The organism is Pseudomonas sp. MHK4 (genome assembly GCF_054600775.1).
Window position 1 is genome coordinate 642,225 of sequence record NZ_BAAIAK010000003.1, and the last position, 18,063, is coordinate 660,287.

At 59.4% G+C, this 18,063-nt stretch carries 14 protein-coding genes, 1 tRNA gene and 1 pseudogene; 6 read left to right on the forward strand and 10 right to left on the reverse strand.

From position 1 onward, the window contains the following. Positions 1-161: 161 nt before the first annotated feature. A complete protein-coding gene (locus tag ACYP2Q_RS11605; RefSeq protein ID WP_459730567.1) occupies positions 162-623 on the reverse strand; it encodes an Lrp/AsnC family transcriptional regulator in 462 nt (153 codons plus the stop codon). 223 nt (positions 624-846) lie between these two features. Here ACYP2Q_RS11605 and ACYP2Q_RS11610 point away from each other — a divergent pair, with 223 nt between their 5' ends. From ACYP2Q_RS11610 to ACYP2Q_RS11620, 3 genes and pseudogenes are all read left to right on the forward strand, one after another. After that, positions 847-1,500 carry a hypothetical protein gene (locus tag ACYP2Q_RS11610; RefSeq protein ID WP_459730568.1) on the forward strand — a complete coding sequence of 218 codons (654 nt, stop codon included), beginning with the start codon at positions 847-849 and terminating at the stop codon, positions 1,498-1,500. A 74-nt stretch (positions 1,501-1,574) separates the two neighbouring features. Continuing rightward, a complete protein-coding gene (locus tag ACYP2Q_RS11615; protein WP_459730569.1) occupies positions 1,575-2,231 on the forward strand; it encodes a site-2 protease family protein in 657 nt (218 codons plus the stop codon). A gap of 44 nt (positions 2,232-2,275) precedes the next feature. Continuing rightward, positions 2,276-2,429: pseudogene (locus ACYP2Q_RS11620) on the forward strand (transcriptional regulator); the annotation flags it as partial. Between the two features lie 73 nt (positions 2,430-2,502). On the opposite strand, the gene ACYP2Q_RS11625 reads toward ACYP2Q_RS11620, so the two are convergent. From ACYP2Q_RS11625 to rpsU, 5 genes are all read right to left on the reverse strand, one after another. Then, positions 2,503-2,579, reverse strand: a tRNA-Ile gene (locus ACYP2Q_RS11625). A 13-nt stretch (positions 2,580-2,592) separates the two neighbouring features. Then, on the reverse strand, positions 2,593-6,339 hold the full coding sequence (locus ACYP2Q_RS11630; RefSeq protein ID WP_459730570.1) for a bifunctional diguanylate cyclase/phosphodiesterase: 3,747 nt from the start codon (positions 6,337-6,339) through the stop codon (positions 2,593-2,595). Positions 6,340-6,461: 122 nt separating this feature from the next. Next, positions 6,462-8,309: an RNA polymerase sigma factor RpoD gene (rpoD, locus tag ACYP2Q_RS11635; protein WP_459730571.1), complete on the reverse strand. Its 1,848-nt coding sequence runs from the start codon at positions 8,307-8,309 to the stop codon at positions 6,462-6,464. A 67-nt stretch (positions 8,310-8,376) separates the two neighbouring features. After that, positions 8,377-10,344, reverse strand: a complete 1,968-nt coding sequence (gene dnaG, locus ACYP2Q_RS11640) for a DNA primase (protein ID WP_459730572.1) — start codon at positions 10,342-10,344, stop codon at positions 8,377-8,379. A 481-nt stretch (positions 10,345-10,825) separates the two neighbouring features. Further along, on the reverse strand, positions 10,826-11,041 hold the full coding sequence (gene rpsU, locus ACYP2Q_RS11645) for a 30S ribosomal protein S21 (RefSeq protein ID WP_002551877.1): 216 nt from the start codon (positions 11,039-11,041) through the stop codon (positions 10,826-10,828). 199 nt (positions 11,042-11,240) lie between these two features. On the opposite strand from rpsU, the gene tsaD reads away from it, so the two are divergent. Further along, on the forward strand, positions 11,241-12,266 hold the full coding sequence (gene tsaD / locus ACYP2Q_RS11650; protein WP_459730574.1) for a tRNA (adenosine(37)-N6)-threonylcarbamoyltransferase complex transferase subunit TsaD: 1,026 nt from the start codon (positions 11,241-11,243) through the stop codon (positions 12,264-12,266). Between the two features lie 23 nt (positions 12,267-12,289). Here the strand turns inward: tsaD and plsY are convergent, their stop codons facing one another. Then, positions 12,290-12,859, reverse strand: a complete 570-nt coding sequence (plsY, locus tag ACYP2Q_RS11655; protein ID WP_459730575.1) for a glycerol-3-phosphate 1-O-acyltransferase PlsY — start codon at positions 12,857-12,859, stop codon at positions 12,290-12,292. A 74-nt stretch (positions 12,860-12,933) separates the two neighbouring features. On the opposite strand from plsY, the gene folB reads away from it, so the two are divergent. Both folB and folK read left to right on the forward strand, forming a co-directional pair. Beyond that, on the forward strand, positions 12,934-13,290 hold the full coding sequence (gene folB, locus ACYP2Q_RS11660) for a dihydroneopterin aldolase (RefSeq protein ID WP_008051601.1): 357 nt from the start codon (positions 12,934-12,936) through the stop codon (positions 13,288-13,290). Further along, complete coding sequence (gene folK / locus ACYP2Q_RS11665; RefSeq protein WP_459730577.1) at positions 13,281-13,799, forward strand: 2-amino-4-hydroxy-6-hydroxymethyldihydropteridine diphosphokinase; 519 nt, start codon at positions 13,281-13,283, stop codon at positions 13,797-13,799. Before folB ends, folK begins: the two co-directional genes overlap by 10 nt. A gap of 87 nt (positions 13,800-13,886) precedes the next feature. On the opposite strand, the gene ACYP2Q_RS11670 is transcribed toward folK, so the two are convergent. From ACYP2Q_RS11670 to ACYP2Q_RS11680, 3 genes are all read right to left on the reverse strand, one after another. Then, complete coding sequence (locus ACYP2Q_RS11670; RefSeq protein ID WP_459730579.1) at positions 13,887-15,110, reverse strand: multifunctional CCA addition/repair protein; 1,224 nt, start codon at positions 15,108-15,110, stop codon at positions 13,887-13,889. Positions 15,111-15,173: 63 nt separating this feature from the next. Next, complete coding sequence (locus ACYP2Q_RS11675) at positions 15,174-16,736, reverse strand: SpoVR family protein (RefSeq protein WP_459730581.1); 1,563 nt, start codon at positions 16,734-16,736, stop codon at positions 15,174-15,176. Further along, positions 16,733-18,004, reverse strand: coding sequence for a YeaH/YhbH family protein (locus ACYP2Q_RS11680; protein ID WP_459730583.1), 1,272 nt, complete (start codon positions 18,002-18,004; stop codon positions 16,733-16,735). The genes ACYP2Q_RS11675 and ACYP2Q_RS11680 overlap by 4 nt, the downstream gene beginning before the upstream one ends. Between the last annotated feature and the right edge of the window lie 59 nt (positions 18,005-18,063).

An 18,063-nucleotide genomic window follows, 5' to 3' on the forward strand; every position in this document is an offset into this window, starting at 1 on the left:
AATATGACGCTCGAATTGCGCACACTGACCACTGTAGGCGCTGGCTTGCCAGCGATGAGGCCTTTGAGTTTTGTGTTGATGGTCCGCAAGCCTTCGCTGGCAAGCCAGCTCCTACAGGTTCTTTGCAGGCCAGCCAGACACCCATGGCCACCGGAACAACCTTAAACCGGCTGCCCCCGATCAATCTTGCTGCTCAGGATGATCGACGTCGTGGTCTTCTCCACCCCATCCACACTGCCAATCTGATCCAGCAACTGATCCAGTTGTTCCGGCGAATCGCTGCGCAACCAGGCCACATAATCAAATTCGCCACTCACCGCACATAGCTGCTGCACTTGGGCCATCGTACTCAGGCGCCGCAACACTTCCTTGCCGGAACGCGGCTGCACGGTGATCCCCACATACGCCTGCAGCCCGCCATCCACCACGCGCTGGCCGAGCCGCACGCCGTAGCCGGTGATGACCTTGGCCTTTTCCAGGCGCGCCAGGCGCGATGTGACGGTGGTCCGGGCGATGCCCAGTTGCCGGGCGAGCATGGCCACGCTTTCGCGAGCGTTGATCTGCAGGGCCGCAATCAGCTGACGGTCGATTTCGTCAAGAACGGGCGGGCGAATGTCAGGCAAGGGCGGTCTCCAGCGGCATGGATCAATGTCCAGGCATGTTACAGGCACATCCCCTGCAGCGCTCGGGACGCCAACATCCTGCTGACCGTGGACGATAACCGGGCAGAAAAGCCAACGCCATTTCAGGACGCGTCTGACATACGTGGCAGGACCCATTTGGCGATCATTGATTTTTTCCGTGGCGTCAGGTCGCGGAGAGGTCTGTGAAGGTGCCAAGGAGCGAATGGAAAAGATCTTGTTCGATGTTGATCAGGTGTATTGCATATCCCTGAGTGAGCGCCATGACCGGCGGCAATTGTTCCGAAGCACCGTCGCAACGCTCCTTTCAAACCCGATCGAATTCTTCATTGCGCAGCGCTGCAGCGACCCGATCCGAGGCTGTTACGAGTCGCATCAGGCACTGGCCAGAAAAGTCCTGGCCGAAGGTTGGCAACGGGTGTTGATCTTCGAGGACGATGCCAAGCCTTATGGCCTTCATCCGGTACAGGTGCGCTGGGTGAACCGGTTTATTCGCAATCGCCGTTTTCAAGCGCTGCACCTGGGATACAGCATGGGACGCACATGGCTGACCTGGTTTCCGTTCATTGCCCGTGGCAACGTGGTGGCGCTGCACGCCTATATCCTCTCCCGCAAGGGTTGCAGGGTGCTGGCTCAAGCGCCCTATGCCGGGGAACCAGTCGATGTCCTGTTCAAACGGCAGATCAAACAGCATTGCGTATTTCCCATGCTGTTTCGCCAGCACGCGGCGGCAGTGACAGGCAGCGACATCGAGGTGTTCGCCATGAATGAAGATAAGTGGTGGGAGCGCAACTGGAGGAAACACAAACGCTCGGTGTGGAAAAACCTGTGGCGAACGGTTTTTCGATTCAGGTTTTGATGATTGACCCTGGACCCGCATTTGATCTGTGATGTATGACAGCTCAATTGCGGCCGTGACATGAGGGGACAGTCATGACGAAGAAAATGCCTCCTGCTGTACGGGATCGTGCATGGGAGATTGCCCATCACGAAATGGGCCACTACGTCGTGGCCCGTGCCTTGGGTTTTGCCACGGGCAGCGTGAACCTGACAGTGACTATGGACTTACGCCATCACGGCGGGGCGACCATTAGCCTGGTGCGGGCGATTTCGTCGATAGACGCCATGAAGCAACATCTGGAAGCCCGAATGATGGTCCTCCTGGCTGGCGCGATGGCGCAGACACTGCCTGCAAGATATTCAACCGGGCTACGGGTCGACAAGGCGAAAGCCACGACCATTCTCAAGGGAGAGCAGGGGGCGGAGCAGGATTACGCGAAGATCAGGGAGCTGCAGCATCTGCTGCGCAATATCCTCTACCCCGAGACTGATCCGGCGGCATCTAAGCGTATAACGGCTGAGCTGAAAACGCTGACGGATCGCGCGTGGCAGCGGGCTCAAGGCATCGTGGAAGAATTGTCCGGGACCATAACCGAATTGTCAGCGGCCTTGGTGGAAGGCATGGTTATCGTCGAGCAGTGGGGAAGGGCGGCAGATACCTACGAGGTTATGTTGACGGGGCAGATGCTTGAGCGGCTTCGGGCAGTGCAGGCCATACCCGCGTTACATGTCGGAACAGGCCTGCGTTAGCGCCTCGCCGGTAAATATCGTTAACAAATGACGGAGGAATCAGGGTGGCGCGTCGCGCTCCAGAGTCCGAAGAGCGTGTCGAGACCTTGTATCAGAAGTTGCGCGCAAAAATGCCGTTGCATGAGTTGCGCCAGGCACAAGCGTTGAGTCAGCGAGTTGGAAATCATTGCGACTTTCCCCGAGGGCCAGGTAAAGATCGCGTTGAACAATGGCTCGACTACTTCGGGCCATTCAGAAACGCAAAAGCCGCGCATTGCGCGGCTTTCTTGTTTGGTGGGCCCACACGGACTTGAACCGTGGACCAAAGGATTATGAGTCCTCTGCTCTAACCAACTGAGCTATAGGCCCCATTGGTCGCGGATTATAGCGATGGTTTCGCGGCTGTGCTATCCGAAAAATCTGAAACTACTGTACGAAGGAACGTTGCGGCAAATTCGTCGGGGGGCAGGGGCAGGCTGACGATGTAGCCCTGGATCTGCTCACAGCCTTCGGCGGCCAGGAATTGCTGTTGCGCCTGGGTTTCGACGCCCTCGGCGATGACCGTGAATTGCATGCTGCGGCCGAGCGCGATGATGGCGCGCACGATCGCAGCGTCGTGAGGGTCATCCGGCAGGCCGCGGACGAAGGATTGGTCGATCTTGAGAATGTCCAGCGGCAGGCGTTTGAGGTAACTCAGCGAGGAGTACCCGGTCCCGAAGTCGTCGATCGCCAGTTGCACACCCAGGTGCTTGAGTTGGTGCAGCACCGCCAGCGCTTCTTCGGCCTGGCTCATGATGAAGTTTTCGGTAATCTCCAGCTGCAGGTAGCCGGGGTTGAGGCGATTGTCCTTGAGCAGTTGCTCAATGCGTCCCAGCAGGTTCGGTTGGCGCAGCTGCGCACCGGCAAGGTTGACCGACAGCGGGCCGAGTCCTTCGTACATCTGGTTCCATTCAAACATCTGGCGGCAGGCGGTCTCGAGTACCCAATCACCAATCTGCAGGATCATGCCGTTTTCTTCGGCCAGCGAGATGAAGTGTTCGGGCGGCACGTCGCCAAAGGTCGGATGACGCCAGCGAATCAGCGCTTCGGCACCCACCAGGCGATAGTCGTCGAGGCTGATCTTGGGTTGGTAGCACAGGTGCAATTCATTGCGCTCGATGGCGCGGCGCAGTTCGTGCTCCAGCGCCACGCGCTCGCTGGCTTGGGCGGTGAGGTCGCAGGTATAGCTTTCGACGCGGTTGCGCCCTTTGGCCTTGGAGCGGTACATCGCCGCATCGGCGTTTTTGATCAGGGTGGCGACGTCGCAGCCGTCCTTGGGGTAGAGGCTGGTGCCGATGCTGGAGCTGATGAAAAACTCATGCTCGCCAGCCTGGAACGGCGCGGTAAAGCAGTTGAGCAGCTTGGTGGCGATGTTGTCGGCGTCGCTGGCTTGTTGCAGGCCGGGGAGCAGGATGATGAATTCGTCGCCGCCCAGGCGCGCGACGGTATCGATGTCTCGCAACTGGTCCTTGAGGCGCACGGCGATGCCCTTTAGCAAAAGATCGCCGACCGGGTGACCGAGGCTGTCGTTGATGTGCTTGAAACGGTCCAGATCGAGGAACAGCACCGCGCCCTGGCCGCCGTTTTCCTTCTGGTGATTGAGGGCGTTGAGCAAGCGGCTTTCGAACAGTGTGCGGTTGGGCAGGCCGGTCAGCGGGTCGTGGTGGGCCTGGTAGTCAAGTTTGGCCTGGGCGTGTTTGAGGCTGGAAATGTCGGCGAACACGGCCACGAAGTGGGTGATGAAATTGTCGCGATTGCACACGGCGCTGATGGTTAGCCAGCTCGGATAGAGCTCGCCATTCTTGCGTCGGTTGGAAATTTCGCCTTGCCAGTGACCTTCGGCGGTCAGTTGATGCCACATGGCGGCGTAGAACGCGCTGTCATGCAGGCCCGAGGCAAGCAGGCGCGGGGTATGGCCCAGTGCTTCGCTTTCGCTGTAGCCGGTGATTTCGGTAAAGGCGCGGTTGACTGCGCTGATGTGTTGCTGGGTATCGGTGATCAACACGCCTTCTGCGGTGCTCTCGAATACCGTGGCGGCCTGTTGCAGTTTTTCCTGCATCAGGTGGCGTTCGGTGATGTCCCGGGCGATGGTCAGCATGCAGTCATCGTCACCAATCGGCAGCGGACGGCTGGAGACCTCGCAAAGGCGGATCTGCCCGTCGCTGCGGCGGATATGGCAGCTGAAATCGCGGACGAAACCATCCCGGTGCAACAGGTCGAGCATTTGTTTACGTTCGTTGAGGTTGACCCAGATCCCCAGGTCCAGGGCCGAGCGATCCACCGACATAGCGCTGTTGAAGCCGGTAATGCGGCTGAAGCCCTCGTTGACCTCGATCAGCAGGCCATCACTTTGCCGGGACAGCAACAAGCCGTCCGGCGAGGCGTGGAACGCTTTGGCGAATTTCTCTTCGGAGGTTTGCAGTTGTTGCTGGGTTTCCTTGAGCTGGGTGATGTCGCGCACCACGACCACGAGCGCCGGGGTCGTGTCGAGGTCGAACGGCTCGGCAGAGATCAGGCCGGTGAACACCTGGCCATTGCTGCGGCGAAAGGGCATCTCCAGGTTGCGGATGCTGCCGGCCTGCAAGCGCTGCAGCAGCCCGGGCCCGACGCCGGGGATGCCCCAGATGTTCAGGTCGGTGGCGGTCTGGCCGATGACGTCCTCGGCCCTTAGGCCGATCTGTTCTTCGAACGCCTCGTTGACCTCCAGCAGGCAGCCGTCGCTCAGGCGTGCAATAACCAGGATGTCCGGGCATTGCTGGAACACCGAAGCAAACTTCTGTTCAGACAGGCGCAGTGCTTCTTCGGTGCGCTTGGTTTCGCTGATGTCGATCATCAGGCCGCGCATCACCGGCTCATGACCGTGTTCGATCAGGCTGACGATGTCGCGGACCCACAGGCAACGCCCGTCAGCGGTGATGACCCGGTAATCGAGGCTGTGGTCTCGTCCGGCCAATACTTCGTGGTCGCAGAAGCTCTGCGCACGGGTGAGGTCGGCGGGGTGAATGATGTTGCGCCAGAAGCCGGGAATCAACCAGTGGGACAGAGGGTAACCGAGCAGTTCTTCGGCGTGGGGCGACACATAGCTGTAGGTGAAGTCGCTCATCCGCGCTTCCCAGGCGATGGCCGACAGGCTCTCCACCAGCCCGCGATAATGGTATTCGCTGCTGCGCAGTTCCTGCTCCAGATCAACCCTGCGGGCGATCTCCGAACTCAAGCGGCGGTTGACGCGGATCACGGCGGCCAGCACGAGGACCAGCAGCAGTAGCCCAGGCAGGCCGTAGACCAGCAGATCGGACCAGAATGTTCGATGATCGAGGACGTTGCCCACCCAGTGCTCCTGGATCGAGCTGATTTCAGCAGGCGACATGTCGGCCAGGACTTTATCCAGAATGCCGACCAGCATCTTGTTGTCCCGTGGTACGCCCATGGCCAACTGATAGCGGTAGGGGGTTTCGCCGCTGACATACAGACCGTCGAGCTTGAGCTGGCGCAAGCTCCAGACGCTGGAGGCGAGGTCGCCTACAACGGCATCCACTTCGTCAGTGGCCAGCGCCTGCAAGGCCGAGCTGACGTTGGGCATCGCCACCAGGTTCAGATCGGGATTGTGGGTGCGCAACAGTTCGTGGGGTGCGTAGTTTTCCACCACGGCGATTTTCAGCCCGTACAGGTCGTCGAGCTTGCGCGGTTGGGCGCCTCCGACATGCGCCAGGATGACGATCGGAAAATCCAGGTAGGGGCGGGTGAATGACAGGTAGGCCTGGCGTTCCGGAGTCGACATGATGCCCGGCAAAAGGTCCAGCTTGCCTTGCTTGGCCTGGTCCAGCACGACCGTCCAGCTCATGGGCTCGATGGGTGTGAGCTGGATGGCCAGTCGCTGGCGAATCAGGTCGATATAGTCTGCCGCAAGACCCTGGTAGCGCCCTTGGTCGTCGCGAAACTCAAAGGGCGGCCAGGACGCGTCGACGCCCAGGCGCAGGTCCGGGTGGGCCGCAAGCCAGCTACGTTCTTCGTCGGTTAGAGTCAGCGCGCCAGCCGTTGCGGTCCAGGTTATCAGCGACAGCAAAAAAAACACGGTCGGCAGTCTGGGCATAACGGTCTCGTTATGGCTCGGGGAATGTTTCGAGTGTAGACGGGCAAATCGGCAGGCGGGGTGGCGCGGGGGATTTAATCTGCATAAAACAAAACCCCCGGCCTGGGCCGGGGGTTCTGGTGTCACTCGTCGAGGAAGGAGCGCAGGTGCTCGCTTCTCGTCGGATGGCGCAGCTTGCGCAACGCCTTGGCTTCGATCTGACGAATCCGCTCACGGGTCACGTCGAACTGCTTACCAACCTCCTCGAGGGTGTGGTCGGTATTCATGTCGATACCGAAGCGCATGCGCAGTACCTTGGCTTCACGGGCAGTGAGGCCGGACAGCACTTCGCGAGTCGCTTCCTTGAGGCTCTCAACGGTCGCAACATCGATTGGCGACTGCATGGTCGAGTCTTCGATGAAGTCGCCCAGATGGGAGTCTTCGTCATCACCGATCGGGGTTTCCATGGAGATCGGCTCTTTAGCGATCTTCAATACCTTGCGGATCTTGTCCTCAGGCATTTCCATGCGTTCGCCCAGCTCTTCCGGGGTCGGTTCGCGACCCATTTCCTGCAGCATCTGGCGGGAAATGCGGTTGAGCTTGTTGATCGTCTCGATCATGTGCACCGGAATACGGATGGTGCGGGCCTGGTCGGCGATCGAGCGAGTGATCGCCTGACGGATCCACCAGGTGGCATAAGTCGAGAATTTGTAGCCACGGCGGTATTCGAACTTGTCTACCGCTTTCATCAGACCGATGTTGCCTTCCTGGATCAGATCGAGGAATTGCAGGCCACGGTTGGTGTACTTCTTGGCGATGGAGATCACCAGACGCAAGTTCGCTTCAACCATCTCTTTCTTCGCGCGGCGGGCCTTGGCCTCACCGATCGACATGCGACGGTTGATGTCCTTGATCTCGGCGATCGTCAAACCGGTTTCGGTTTCCAGCGCGGTCAGCTTCTGCTGGCAACGAATGATGTCCGGCTGCAGGCGACCAATGGCTTCAGCGTATTTGCTCTTGCCTTTGGCCAGTGCGTCGCTCCAGCTTTCGTCGACTTCGTTGCCCGGGAACTGGCGCAGGAAGTCGGCGCGCGGCATGCGCGCATCACGAACGCAGAGCTGCATGATTGCACGCTCTTGCTGACGCAGGCGATCCAGGGCACTGCGCACACGCTCGACCAGGCCTTCGAATTGCTTCGGAACCAGTTTGATCGGCATGAACAGCTCGGCCAGGGCCAACAGCTCGGCAATTGCCAGCTTGTTGTGGCGACCGTGCTTTTTCAGCGCCTTGCGGGTGATTTCCATCTGATCGGCGACAGCGCCAAAACGCTGAGCGGCGATGATCGGATCCGGACCGCTTTCGGCTTCTTCTTCGTCATCGGAAGCTTCGGCGTCATCGTCGTCGGAATCGTCATCCGCTTTCGCGGCCTTGGCGTCGATCGGCGGCGGCACTTCCGCAGCAGGCGGCGCAATACCATCGTCCGGGTCGATATAACCGCTCAGGACGTCGGACAGGCGGCCACCTTCGGTGGTGACGCGAGTGTATTCGGAGAGAATATGATCAACCGTGCCAGGGAAGTGCGCAATTGCGCTCATCACTTCACGGATGCCCTCTTCAATACGCTTGGCGATTTCGATTTCGCCTTCACGCGTGAGGAGCTCGACCGTACCCATTTCGCGCATGTACATGCGCACCGGGTCGGTAGTGCGACCAATGTCGGTCTCGACCGCTGCCAACGCAGCAGCTGCCTCTTCGGCCGCGGCTTCGTCGGTATCGGCGTCGGCCAGCATAAGGGAATCCTTATCTGGCGCAACCTCGAATACGTTGATCCCCATGTCGTTAATCATGCGGATGATGTCTTCCACCTGTTCCGGATCTGAAATATCCTCCGGCAGGTGGTCGTTGACCTCCGCGTAAGTCAGGTAGCCCTGCTCACGACCAAGTGTGATCAACTCTTTGATACGAGACTGCTGTTGCGCTTTTCCGGACATAACACCCTATCCACTGAAGGTCTTGGCGGGCAAAAAACAAGCCGAGGATTATACCTGAGCTATGACCTCACGCGCCAGTTGAGGTCGGGTTTGATGCGCAAACATTGCGACTTAATAGGTCGCGCAGTTGGTTTTTCTCTTCTGTGCTCAGCTCGCTTTGTCGGGCTTTCCTGAGCAGTTGTTCCAGATTTCGCTCGCGTTGGCGGGCTGACAAGCTAGTAATGGTGTCGAAAAACTGTTGTTCAAGGTTATCACCGTCAATCAGCCATTCCTTTTCCGCCAGCGCCTTGAGCAAACGTCCTTGCTCGGTGCCGTGCCAGCGCGCGATCAACTGAAATGAGTTTAGCTTGGGATTCTTCTGTACGGCTTCGAGCAGCGCCACCAGCAGTTGTGTGTTGGTGTGGTCCTCGGCGGCAAAGTGCCCCGCATCCTCGACTTTCTCGGCCAGTTGCGGGTGGTGGAGCAGCGTGCGCAACGCGGCGAGCGTCGGTGGCTCCACGGCCGCCGGCACCCTGGGTGCGCGGGGTTGATCGCGATCACCGCCACGCTTGCCGTTCTTGTCCCAGGGTTTCTTGTCCCACTTCTTGCCGCCCGCGCCGGGTTTCTTCGGCGTCCATTCCTGTTGCGGTACGTACATCTCCTGCGATTGCGGCTGATGATAGTCGCTGTAGTCGGGCATCGCGTCGTAATCGATGCCCGGATCGTAGGCCGGTGGCGCTTCTTGAGGGGCGCTTTGCACCAGTTGACTGACGGCCTCCCCGCTGAGGCCGGTGATTTCGCTCAGGCGCTGACGCATCAGGATGCGCAAGTTGGCCCCCGGGACTTTGTCGATCAGCGGTGCTGCCAGGGTGGCCATGTGGGCCTTGCCTTCGAGTGAGCGCGGGTCGGCTTCTTCCGTCAGTTGCTGGAAAAAATAATCGGCTAACGGCTGGGCATGCTGGTTGATGCGTGCACGGAAGGCATCGGTGCCTTCGGAGCGGACCAGGGTGTCCGGGTCTTCGCCTTCGGGCAGGAAGAGGAATCGGGCGCGACGGCCATCCTGCAGGCTCGACAGCGTGGCTTCGAGGGCTCGCCAGGCGGCGTTGCGGCCGGCCTGGTCGCCGTCGAAGCAGAACAGCACGCTGGGGACCACGCGAAACAGCCGTTTCATGTGTTCTTCGCTGGTCGCGGTACCCAGGGTCGCGACGGCATTGCGCAAGCCTTGCTGGGCGAGGGCGATGACGTCCATGTAGCCCTCGACGACGATGATTTCGTCGAGGTTGCGGTTGTTCTTGCGTGCTTCGTACAGGCCGTAGAGTTCCTGACCTTTATGGAAGACCGGGGTTTCCGGCGAGTTGAGGTACTTGGGCTTGTCGTCGCCCAGCACTCGGCCACCAAAGGCGATGATGCGCCCGCGACTGTCGCGGATCGGGAACATCACGCGATCACGAAAGCGGTCGTAGCGTTTGCCGGTTTCAGCGTTTTCGATCAGCAGGCCGGCATCGATCATGGCTTTTTGTTGCAGGGTGTCGCTGCTCAAGTGCTTGAATAGGTTGTCCCAGCCAGGTGGCGCAAAACCGAGACCGAAGTCCCGGGCGATTTCACCGGTCAACCCGCGACCTTTCAGGTAGTCCACCGCAGCCTTGCGCGCCGGATGGCTTTTCAGGGCCTGACGATAGAAGTCGGCGGCGGCTGTGAGCAGCGGGTACAGCGGCGAATCGGTTGGCTGGCGCGGTTTGTGCGGGCGCCCGCTTTCTTCCCGGGGGATTTCCATCCCGGCGGCCTTGGCCAGTTCTTCGACAGCCTGGGGGAAGTCCAGGTTGTCGTGGTCCATGATGAAGCCCAGGGCGTTGCCGCCAGCGCCACAGCCGAAGCAGTAATAAAACTGCTTGTCGGGGCTCACGCTGAAAGAGGGTGTTTTCTCTTTGTGGAACGGGCAGCAGGCCGTGTGGTTCTTGCCGGCCTTTTTCAGCTGCAGGCGCGAGCTGACCACGTCGACGATGTCGGTGCGGTTCAGAAGGTCGTCAATGAAGCTCTGGGGAATTAGCCCGGCCATGGCGTTCTCGTCATCTGAGCTGAAAGGGAACCGAAGCGAAGGGTAGCTGGGCGTGGGTCATTGCTTGAGGCGCGCAAAATGTGCTGCTCGACCGGTATCGCCTGCATGATCGCTGTCGGGAAGTGTATCTGCCGAAAATCCACTGACGGTACTGCCTGTCAGTATTCGACTGTTTGAAAGTGTTGCGCTGAATCCGGCTACGACCCGTCAGTGGTCTCGGATAGCTCTTTTTCGGCACGCATATAGGTGCCTTGGGCTGATCGTCGTGAGAGGAATCAGTGGGTGTGCTCGTCAGTAGCCTTGAAAGGCTCGTCAGAAAAGACGTGCACCGCTGGCAAAAGAGCCAGGTCTGACGCAGTGAAGCAGATTTGTCTCGGTCGCGTCTGCGGCTTCGACGGTGAAGCATCAAGCGTTTTACGCAAATGCCATTAGCCCGGCTCAGAGCCGGGCTTGGCAGAAGCTTGCTACGAACGTCTGCGTATTAGTACAGACGAACGGCGCGGCGCTGTTCGCGCTGAACTTTCTTGGCGTGACGCTTAACAGCGGCTGCTGCCTTGCGCTTACGCTCAGAAGTTGGCTTCTCGTAAAATTCGCGGCTACGAACTTCAGCCAGTACACCGGCTTTTTCGCAGGAGCGCTTGAAACGACGCAGAGCTACGTCGAAGGGTTCGTTCTCTTTTACTTTGACGGCTGGCATCCAGAGCTACCTTCATTCATTACCGGGGTCAACATCCTCGCGGCAAAAGAGCACTTGAAGACGTCGGTTTTTAAGGGTTGCGGATGTTAACCCCTCATCGCACGGAATGCAAAGCCTCTGATCGAAAACCGCTGGTCGGGGCATCTCGTGACGACTATTATGCGCGCCTTCGAATTCAGCCTAAACAAGGCGCAAACCCATGCTAGTACTGGGATTAGAAACCTCTTGCGACGAAACCGGTGTCGCACTTTACGACAGTGAACGCGGCTTGCTGGCCGACGCGCTGTTCAGCCAGATCGACCTGCACCGCGCCTATGGTGGCGTAGTGCCGGAGCTGGCCTCGCGCGACCACGTCAAGCGCATGCTGCCCTTGATTCGTCAGGTGTTGGCCGAAGCCGGCTGTGTGCCGACCGAGATCGACGCCATCGCTTTTACCGCGGGCCCTGGCCTGGTCGGTGCGTTGCTGGTCGGTGCTTCCTGCGCCCAGGCGCTGGCCTTTGCGTGGGGTATTCCGGCGCTGGGTGTGCACCACATGGAAGGTCACCTGCTGGCACCGATGTTGGAGTCTCAGCCGCCAGAATTCCCGTTCGTCGCTTTGTTGGTGTCGGGCGGTCATACCCAGTTGGTTCAGGTCGATGGGATCGGCCAGTACACGCTTTTGGGTGAGACCCTGGACGACGCCGCGGGCGAGGCCTTCGACAAGACCGCGAAGATGATGGGGCTCAATTATCCAGGTGGTCCGGAAATCGCTCGCCTGGCAGAGCAGGGCGTTGCAGGACGTTTCGTTTTCCCGCGTCCGATGTGCGACCGTCCTGGCCTGGACTTCAGCTTCAGCGGCTTGAAAACCTTCGCCCTCAACACCTGGCAGCAGTGTGTAAGTGCCGGGGACGACGGTGAGCAAGCCCGTTGCGACATCTCGCTGGCGTTCCAGCAGGCCGTGGTGGAGACTTTGACCATCAAGTGCAAGCGCGCCCTGAAAGCGGCTGGCATGAAGCGCCTGGTGATCGCCGGAGGCGTCAGTGCCAACAAGGCGTTGCGCACTTCCCTGGAAAAAATGCTCGGCGACATGAAAGGTGATGTTTTTTACGCCCGTCCGCAGTTCTGCACCGATAATGGCGCCATGATTGCGTTTGCCGGCTGCCAGCGTCTGCAGGCCGGCCAGCAGGAAAGCCTGGCGATCAGCGTGCAGGCTCGGTGGCCGATGGAGCAGTTGTCGCCCCTGTGATGAGTGATGTTCACGCCTGGCCGCTAAAAATGCCGTTCGCGCCCGGCAAACAGGTCGCGTAGATTGCCTCGGTGGCGCCAGACGATCATTGCGGTCAGGGCGCACATGGGCAGCAGTGCGGCCGGTTCTTGCCAGGCCAGCAGTGGCAGGGTCAAGGGTGTGGCGATCAGCGCCGCCAGCGAGCTGGTACGGGTCAGGTAGAACGTCAGCAGCCAGGCGCAGACCGCCATCAGGGCCGCGGGCGGGTACAACCCCAGCAACATGCCGGCGGCGGTGGCGACACCCTTGCCGCCGCGAAAGCGAAAGTACAGCGGGAACAGGTGGCCGATGACGGCGCAAACGCCGATCCAGGCCTGATCCTGCAGTGACAGGCCTGCGAGGCCGGCCACCAGTACGGGCAACAGGCCTTTGCAGAGGTCGCCGAGCAGGGTCAGGATGGCGAGTTTCTTGCCGGCAAGGCGCAACATGTTGGTGGCGCCAGCATTACCTGAGCCACTCATTCGCGGATCGGGGTTACCGGTCAGGCGGCTGAGCAAGATGGCGAAGGACAGAGAGCCGAGCAGGTAGGCGAGGGTCGCCAGTAACCAAAACATGCTAACTATTCCGGGCGAGGACGCCCTGATTCTAACGGCGCATTGCGCCCTTGTCGTGCAGCGGAGAAAAGTGCTTGGACAGAGTGTTTATCGAGGGCCTGGAAGTCGACACTGTGATCGGTGCCTACGACTGGGAGCGAGGCATCCGACAGTGCTTGCGGCTTGACCTGAGTTTCGCCTGGGACAATCGCCCGGCCGCCGCTGGCGATGACCTGACCCTGGCGCTTGATTACGCGAGTGTTTCGTCGCGCATCCAGGCCTTTGCCGAGCAGGCACAGTTCCAGCTGGTCGAGACCTTTGCCGAGCGCCTGGTGGAAGTGCTGATGAGCGAATTCAAGATCACCTGGATGCGCCTCAAGCTGACCAAGCCAGGTGCGGTTCCTGCCGCTACCGGTGGCGTGGGCGTGGAGATCGAGCGCGGATGTCGCTGACTCAGGTGTATCTAGGGCTCGGCAGCAACATCGAGCGCGAAACCCATTTGCAAGCCGGCCTGGAAGCCCTGGCGGGTTTTCTGGTGGATATGCGTTGCTCCGCGGTCTTCGAAAGCCAGCCGGTGGGGATCAAGAGCGGTCCGTTCTTCAACTTCGTGGTGTCGGCCTTCACCGACTTGCCACTGATGGAACTGGATCGCCGGCTGAAATTTATCGAGGCGGATAATGGACGTTACGCGCCTGATCGCCGAGGTTTACCCCTGGATATCGACGTTTTGCTGTTCGGTGACTTGGTTGGCAACTTCGATGGCCTGGTGCTGCCGAGGGCGGAAATTCTTAAAAATGCCTTTGTGTTGTGGCCGTTGTCGCTAATTGCGCCGGATCGCGTGCACCCGGGCGTAGGTAAAAGTTTCGCCGCGTTGTGGGCCGAATCGCAGATTGATCAGGTGTTGGCCCCGGTGGCGTTTGAGTGGCGTGGGCAGCCATTAACCCCGTCCAGCTTGCTTTAAAGCAAAAGATCGCAGCCTGCGGCAGCTCCTACAGGGAAACGTTTATTCTGTGTAGGGGCTGCCGCAGGCTGCGATCTTTGATCTTGCTTAGGCTTGTTCCTTGTACGCCTTCAACGCCTTGAGTCGTTCACGCTTGATCGCCTCACCCAACTCCGGCCCCTTGAATCCCTGCTCCAGCAACGGCTGAACCGCCACGCTACGCGCCGCCGTCGCCGCCCCGCGCAGGTAATCGGCCTGTGGATAACTTCTCTGCTCCAGCCCCTTACGCCCACGCGCATCCATCTCGCATGCGGCGATGAATTCCTCGAATCGCTGTGGCCGACGGTAAACGTCGAAGCTCTGCAGTAGCTCGAGCAAGGTCGATGGTTTCAGTTCCAGTGCGCGATGACCGTGGGTGTGATACTCGCCCACCAGCAGCGACAGCTCCTGGCAATCCTTGGGCACCTTGAAGCGTTCGTTGACCGCCTTGATCAGCTTCAGCCCCTTGGTCTCATGGGCAATGTGGCGCGGCCATTGTTCCTCTGGCGTCAGCCCTTTACCCAGGTCATGCAGCAGACAGGCCCAGCGCACGGTCAGCGGTTGTTTGTGTTGTGCCGCTTGCTGCAGCACGCTCAGGGTGTGCGCCCCGGTGTCAATCTCCGGGTGGTGGGCCACGGGCTGCGGGACACCGAACAGCGCGTCGACTTCCGGCAAAAGCACTGTAAGCGCGCCACACGCGCGCAATACCTCGATAAATACCTGCGGCTGGTTTTCCATGAGGGCGCGGGAGATTTCCTTCCAGCTACGCTCCGCCGTCAACGCCTGGAGTTCACCAGACTCACTGAGCTGGCGCATTAGTTCGAGGGTTTCGGGGGCAACGGTGAAGCCGAGTTCGGCATAGCGCGCGGCGAAGCGGGCTACGCGCAAGACCCTGAGGGGGTCTTCGGCAAACGCAGGGGAAACGTGGCGCAGTACCCGGGCCTCGAGATCGCGCTGGCCGTGGTACGGATCGGTCAGGTTCTGCCGATCGTCTTCGGCCATCGCATTGATCGTCAAGTCGCGACGAATCAGGTCTTCTTCGAGGGTCACATCGGGGCTGGCGTGGAAAGTGAACCCGCCGTAACCGCGTCCGCTTTTGCGTTCGGTGCGGGCGAGGGCGTATTCCTCGCCGGTTTTCGGATGAAGAAACACCGGAAAGTCAGCACCGACCGGCCGATAACCCTTGGCGAGCATCTCTTCAGTGGTCGCACCGACCACCACTCGGTCGATATCGGTGACAGCTATGCCGAGCAGGCGATCGCGTACCGCACCGCCAACTTTATAAATCTGCATGAAAAACCTCCGTTAGCTCGACAGGATAACCCTTGCGTCGAGCTTTCGGAGGCACAAACGGCATCACAAATGGATGACAGCCAGGTCCAGCCGGCCATAATCGCCTTCGGCGTGTTCACTCCTGGGTGGGACATGATGGGTTTTCATGACCTGGTCACCTTGCAAGGTTTCCAGGTGGATATCGAACCCCCAGAGACGATGCAGGTGCTTGAGCACTTCCTCGGTGGACTCTCCCAGCGGTTTACGGTCGTGCTGTTGGTGGCGCAGGGTCAGGGAGCGGTCGCCGCGTCGGTCGATGCTATAGATCTGCACGTTGGGTTCGCGATTGCCGAGGTTGTACTGGGCCGCCAGGGTTTCACGAATGATGCGATAGCCGCCTTCGTCGTGAATGGCCGGCACCAGCAGATCGTCCTTCTGGTCGTCATCAAGAATGCTGAAGAGCTTGAGGTCGCGGATTACTTTGGGTGAAAGGTACTGGAGGATGAAACTCTCATCCTTGAAGCTGCTCATGGCGAACTTGATGGCTGCCAGCCAGTCGGTGCCGGCAATGTCCGGGAACCAGCGATAATCCTCTTCCGTAGGTTCTTCGCACATGCGACGGATGTCGCGGTACATGGCGAAACCAAGGGCGTAGGGGTTGATGCCGCTGTAATAGGGGCTGTCGAAGCCCGGCTGGAAGACCACGCTGGTGTGGGACGTCAGGAACTCCATCATGAAGCCGTCGGTCACCAGGCCTTCGTCGTACAGGTCGTTCATCAGGGTGTAGTGCCAGAAGGTGGCCCATCCTTCGTTCATGACCTGGGTCTGGCGCTGTGGATAAAAATACTGGGCGATCTTGCGGACGATCCGTACGATTTCCCGCTGCCATGGCTCCAGCAACGGTGCATGTTTTTCGATGAAGTACAGGATGTTTTCCTGCGGCTCGGCGGGGAAGCGTGCGTTGTCCTTGTCGCTGTACTTGTCCGCGCCTTTTGGGATGGTGCGCCACAGATCGTTGATCTGCTTCTGCAGATGTTCTTCCCGGTCCTTTTGCCGGCGCCGTTCTTCCTCGGCGGAAATAGGGTAGGGACGTTTGTAACGGTCGACCCCGTAATTCATCAATGCGTGACAGGAGTCGAGCAAGTCCTCGACCGCATCGATGCCATGGCGCTCTTCGCACTGCATGATGTACTGCTTGGCGAACACCAGGTAATCGATGATCGAGCTGGCATCGGTCCAGGTCCGGAACAGGTAATTGCCCTTGAAGAAGCTGTTGTGCCCGTAGCATGCATGCGCCACCACCAGCGCCTGCATGCAGATGGTGTTTTCCTCCATGAGGTAGGCAATGCACGGGTCGGAGTTGATTACGATTTCATAGGCCAGCCCCATCTGGCCGCGCGTGTAGGATTTTTCGGTGCTGAGGAAGTGTTTGCCGTAGGACCAGTGGTGATACCCCAGCGGCATGCCGACAGAGGCGTAGGCGTCCATCATCTGTTCTGCGGTGATCACTTCGATCTGGTTAGGGTACGTATCGAGCGCGTAGCGAGCTGCAATACGACTGATTTCACGGTCGTAGGCCTGGATCAGCTCGAAGGTCCACTCCGATCCGGTGGATATGGGTTGGCGCTTCTGCTCTTTGGCGGTCATGTCACTAACCTGCGCTGGAAGAGTTCACGGAAGACCGGATAGATATCCCCGGCCGAGACCAGTTGTTGTTGGGCAAAAGTGTCAGAAAAGGCTTCGGCGATGCGCTCGTACTCGAACCACAAGGCCTGATGTTCCCGTGGGGTAATCTCAACGTAAGTGTAGTACTGCACGAATGGCATGATCTGGTTGATCAGGATGTCGCGGCAGATCGGCGAGTCGTCGTTCCAGTTGTCGCCGTCGGAGGCCTGGGCGGCGTAGATGTTCCATTCGTTGGCCGGATAGCGCTCGGCCATGATCTCCTGCATCAACTTCAAGGCGCTGGACACGATGGTTCCGCCGGTTTCGCGGGAGTAGAAAAACTCCTCTTCATCCACTTCGCGGGCACTGGTGTGGTGGCGAATGAACACTACATCGATCTTGTCGTAGTTACGCTTGAGAAACAGGTACAGCAGGATGAAGAAGCGCTTGGCGATGTCCTTGGTCGCCTGGGTCATCGAACCGGAAACGTCCATGAGGCAGAACATCACAGCCTTCGAACTGGGGTTGGGTTGTTTGATCAGCAGGTTGTACTTGAGGTCGAAGGTGTCGAGAAAGGGTACGCGATGAATGCGTGCGCTGAGTTTTTCGATTTCCGTTTCAAGTTCTTGGATATCGCCGAAGTTATCCGGCTCTTCCTGCTTGAGTCGCAGGAGTTCTTCCTTGGCTTCGCGCAGTTTTGCCCGACTGCTGCCAGAGAGGGCGATTCGCCGAGCATGGGCTGAGCGCAAGGTGCGGATGATGTTGATCCGCGACGGATTGCCCTCGTTGCTGATCCCCGCGCGTACGGTCTTGAAGGTGTCGGTGCCGGTCAGGTTGCGCTTGACCAGGTTCGGCAACTCCAGGTCTTCGAACATGAATTCGAGGAATTCTTCCTGGGTGATCTGGAAGACGAACTCGTCCATCCCTTCGCCCGAGTTGCCGGCCTTGCCAGGCCCTCTGCCGCCGCCACCCCCAGGTGGGCGGGCAATGTGTTCGCCGCTGGTGAACTCCTTGTTGCCCGGATGCACGACGGTCTGTTTGCCACCGCGCCCGTGGTGAAGCACCGGTTCGTCGATGTCGCGCCCCGGGATGCTGATTTGCTCGCCGTGTTCCATATCGGTAATGGAGCGCCGGCTGACCGCCTCTTCGACAGCCTTTTTGATGTGATCACGGTAGCGCCGCAAAAACCGCTGGCGGTTCACCGTGCTTTTGTTCTTGCCGTTGAGACGTCGGTCGATCACATAGCTCATAGGCCCTCCGGGGAGCTTCGAGTCATAAGCTTCAAGCTGCAAGACAGAAGCTTCAGAAA

Excerpts from the sequence above, each read along its gene's own strand:
- rpsU (WP_002551877.1), bottom strand. The coding sequence starts at position 11,041 with ATGCCAGCCGTCAAAGTAAAAGAGAACGAACCCTTCGACGTAGCTCTG.
- ACYP2Q_RS11670 (WP_459730579.1), bottom strand. The coding sequence starts at position 15,110 with ATGCAGATTTATAAAGTTGGCGGTGCGGTACGCGATCGCCTGCTCGGC.
- dnaG (WP_459730572.1), bottom strand. The coding sequence starts at position 10,344 with ATGGCCGGGCTAATTCCCCAGAGCTTCATTGACGACCTTCTGAACCGC.
- plsY (WP_459730575.1), bottom strand. The coding sequence starts at position 12,859 with ATGTTTTGGTTACTGGCGACCCTCGCCTACCTGCTCGGCTCTCTGTCC.
- ACYP2Q_RS11675 (WP_459730581.1), bottom strand. The coding sequence starts at position 16,736 with ATGACCGCCAAAGAGCAGAAGCGCCAACCCATATCCACCGGATCGGAG.
- ACYP2Q_RS11680 (WP_459730583.1), bottom strand. The coding sequence starts at position 18,004 with ATGAGCTATGTGATCGACCGACGTCTCAACGGCAAGAACAAAAGCACG.
- ACYP2Q_RS11615 (WP_459730569.1), top strand. The coding sequence starts at position 1,575 with ATGACGAAGAAAATGCCTCCTGCTGTACGGGATCGTGCATGGGAGATT.
- rpoD (WP_459730571.1), bottom strand. The coding sequence starts at position 8,309 with ATGTCCGGAAAAGCGCAACAGCAGTCTCGTATCAAAGAGTTGATCACA.
- ACYP2Q_RS11630 (WP_459730570.1), bottom strand. The coding sequence starts at position 6,339 with ATGCCCAGACTGCCGACCGTGTTTTTTTTGCTGTCGCTGATAACCTGG.
- folK (WP_459730577.1), top strand. The coding sequence starts at position 13,281 with ATGTCGCTGACTCAGGTGTATCTAGGGCTCGGCAGCAACATCGAGCGC.
- ACYP2Q_RS11610 (WP_459730568.1), top strand. The coding sequence starts at position 847 with ATGGAAAAGATCTTGTTCGATGTTGATCAGGTGTATTGCATATCCCTG.
- tsaD (WP_459730574.1), top strand. The coding sequence starts at position 11,241 with ATGCTAGTACTGGGATTAGAAACCTCTTGCGACGAAACCGGTGTCGCA.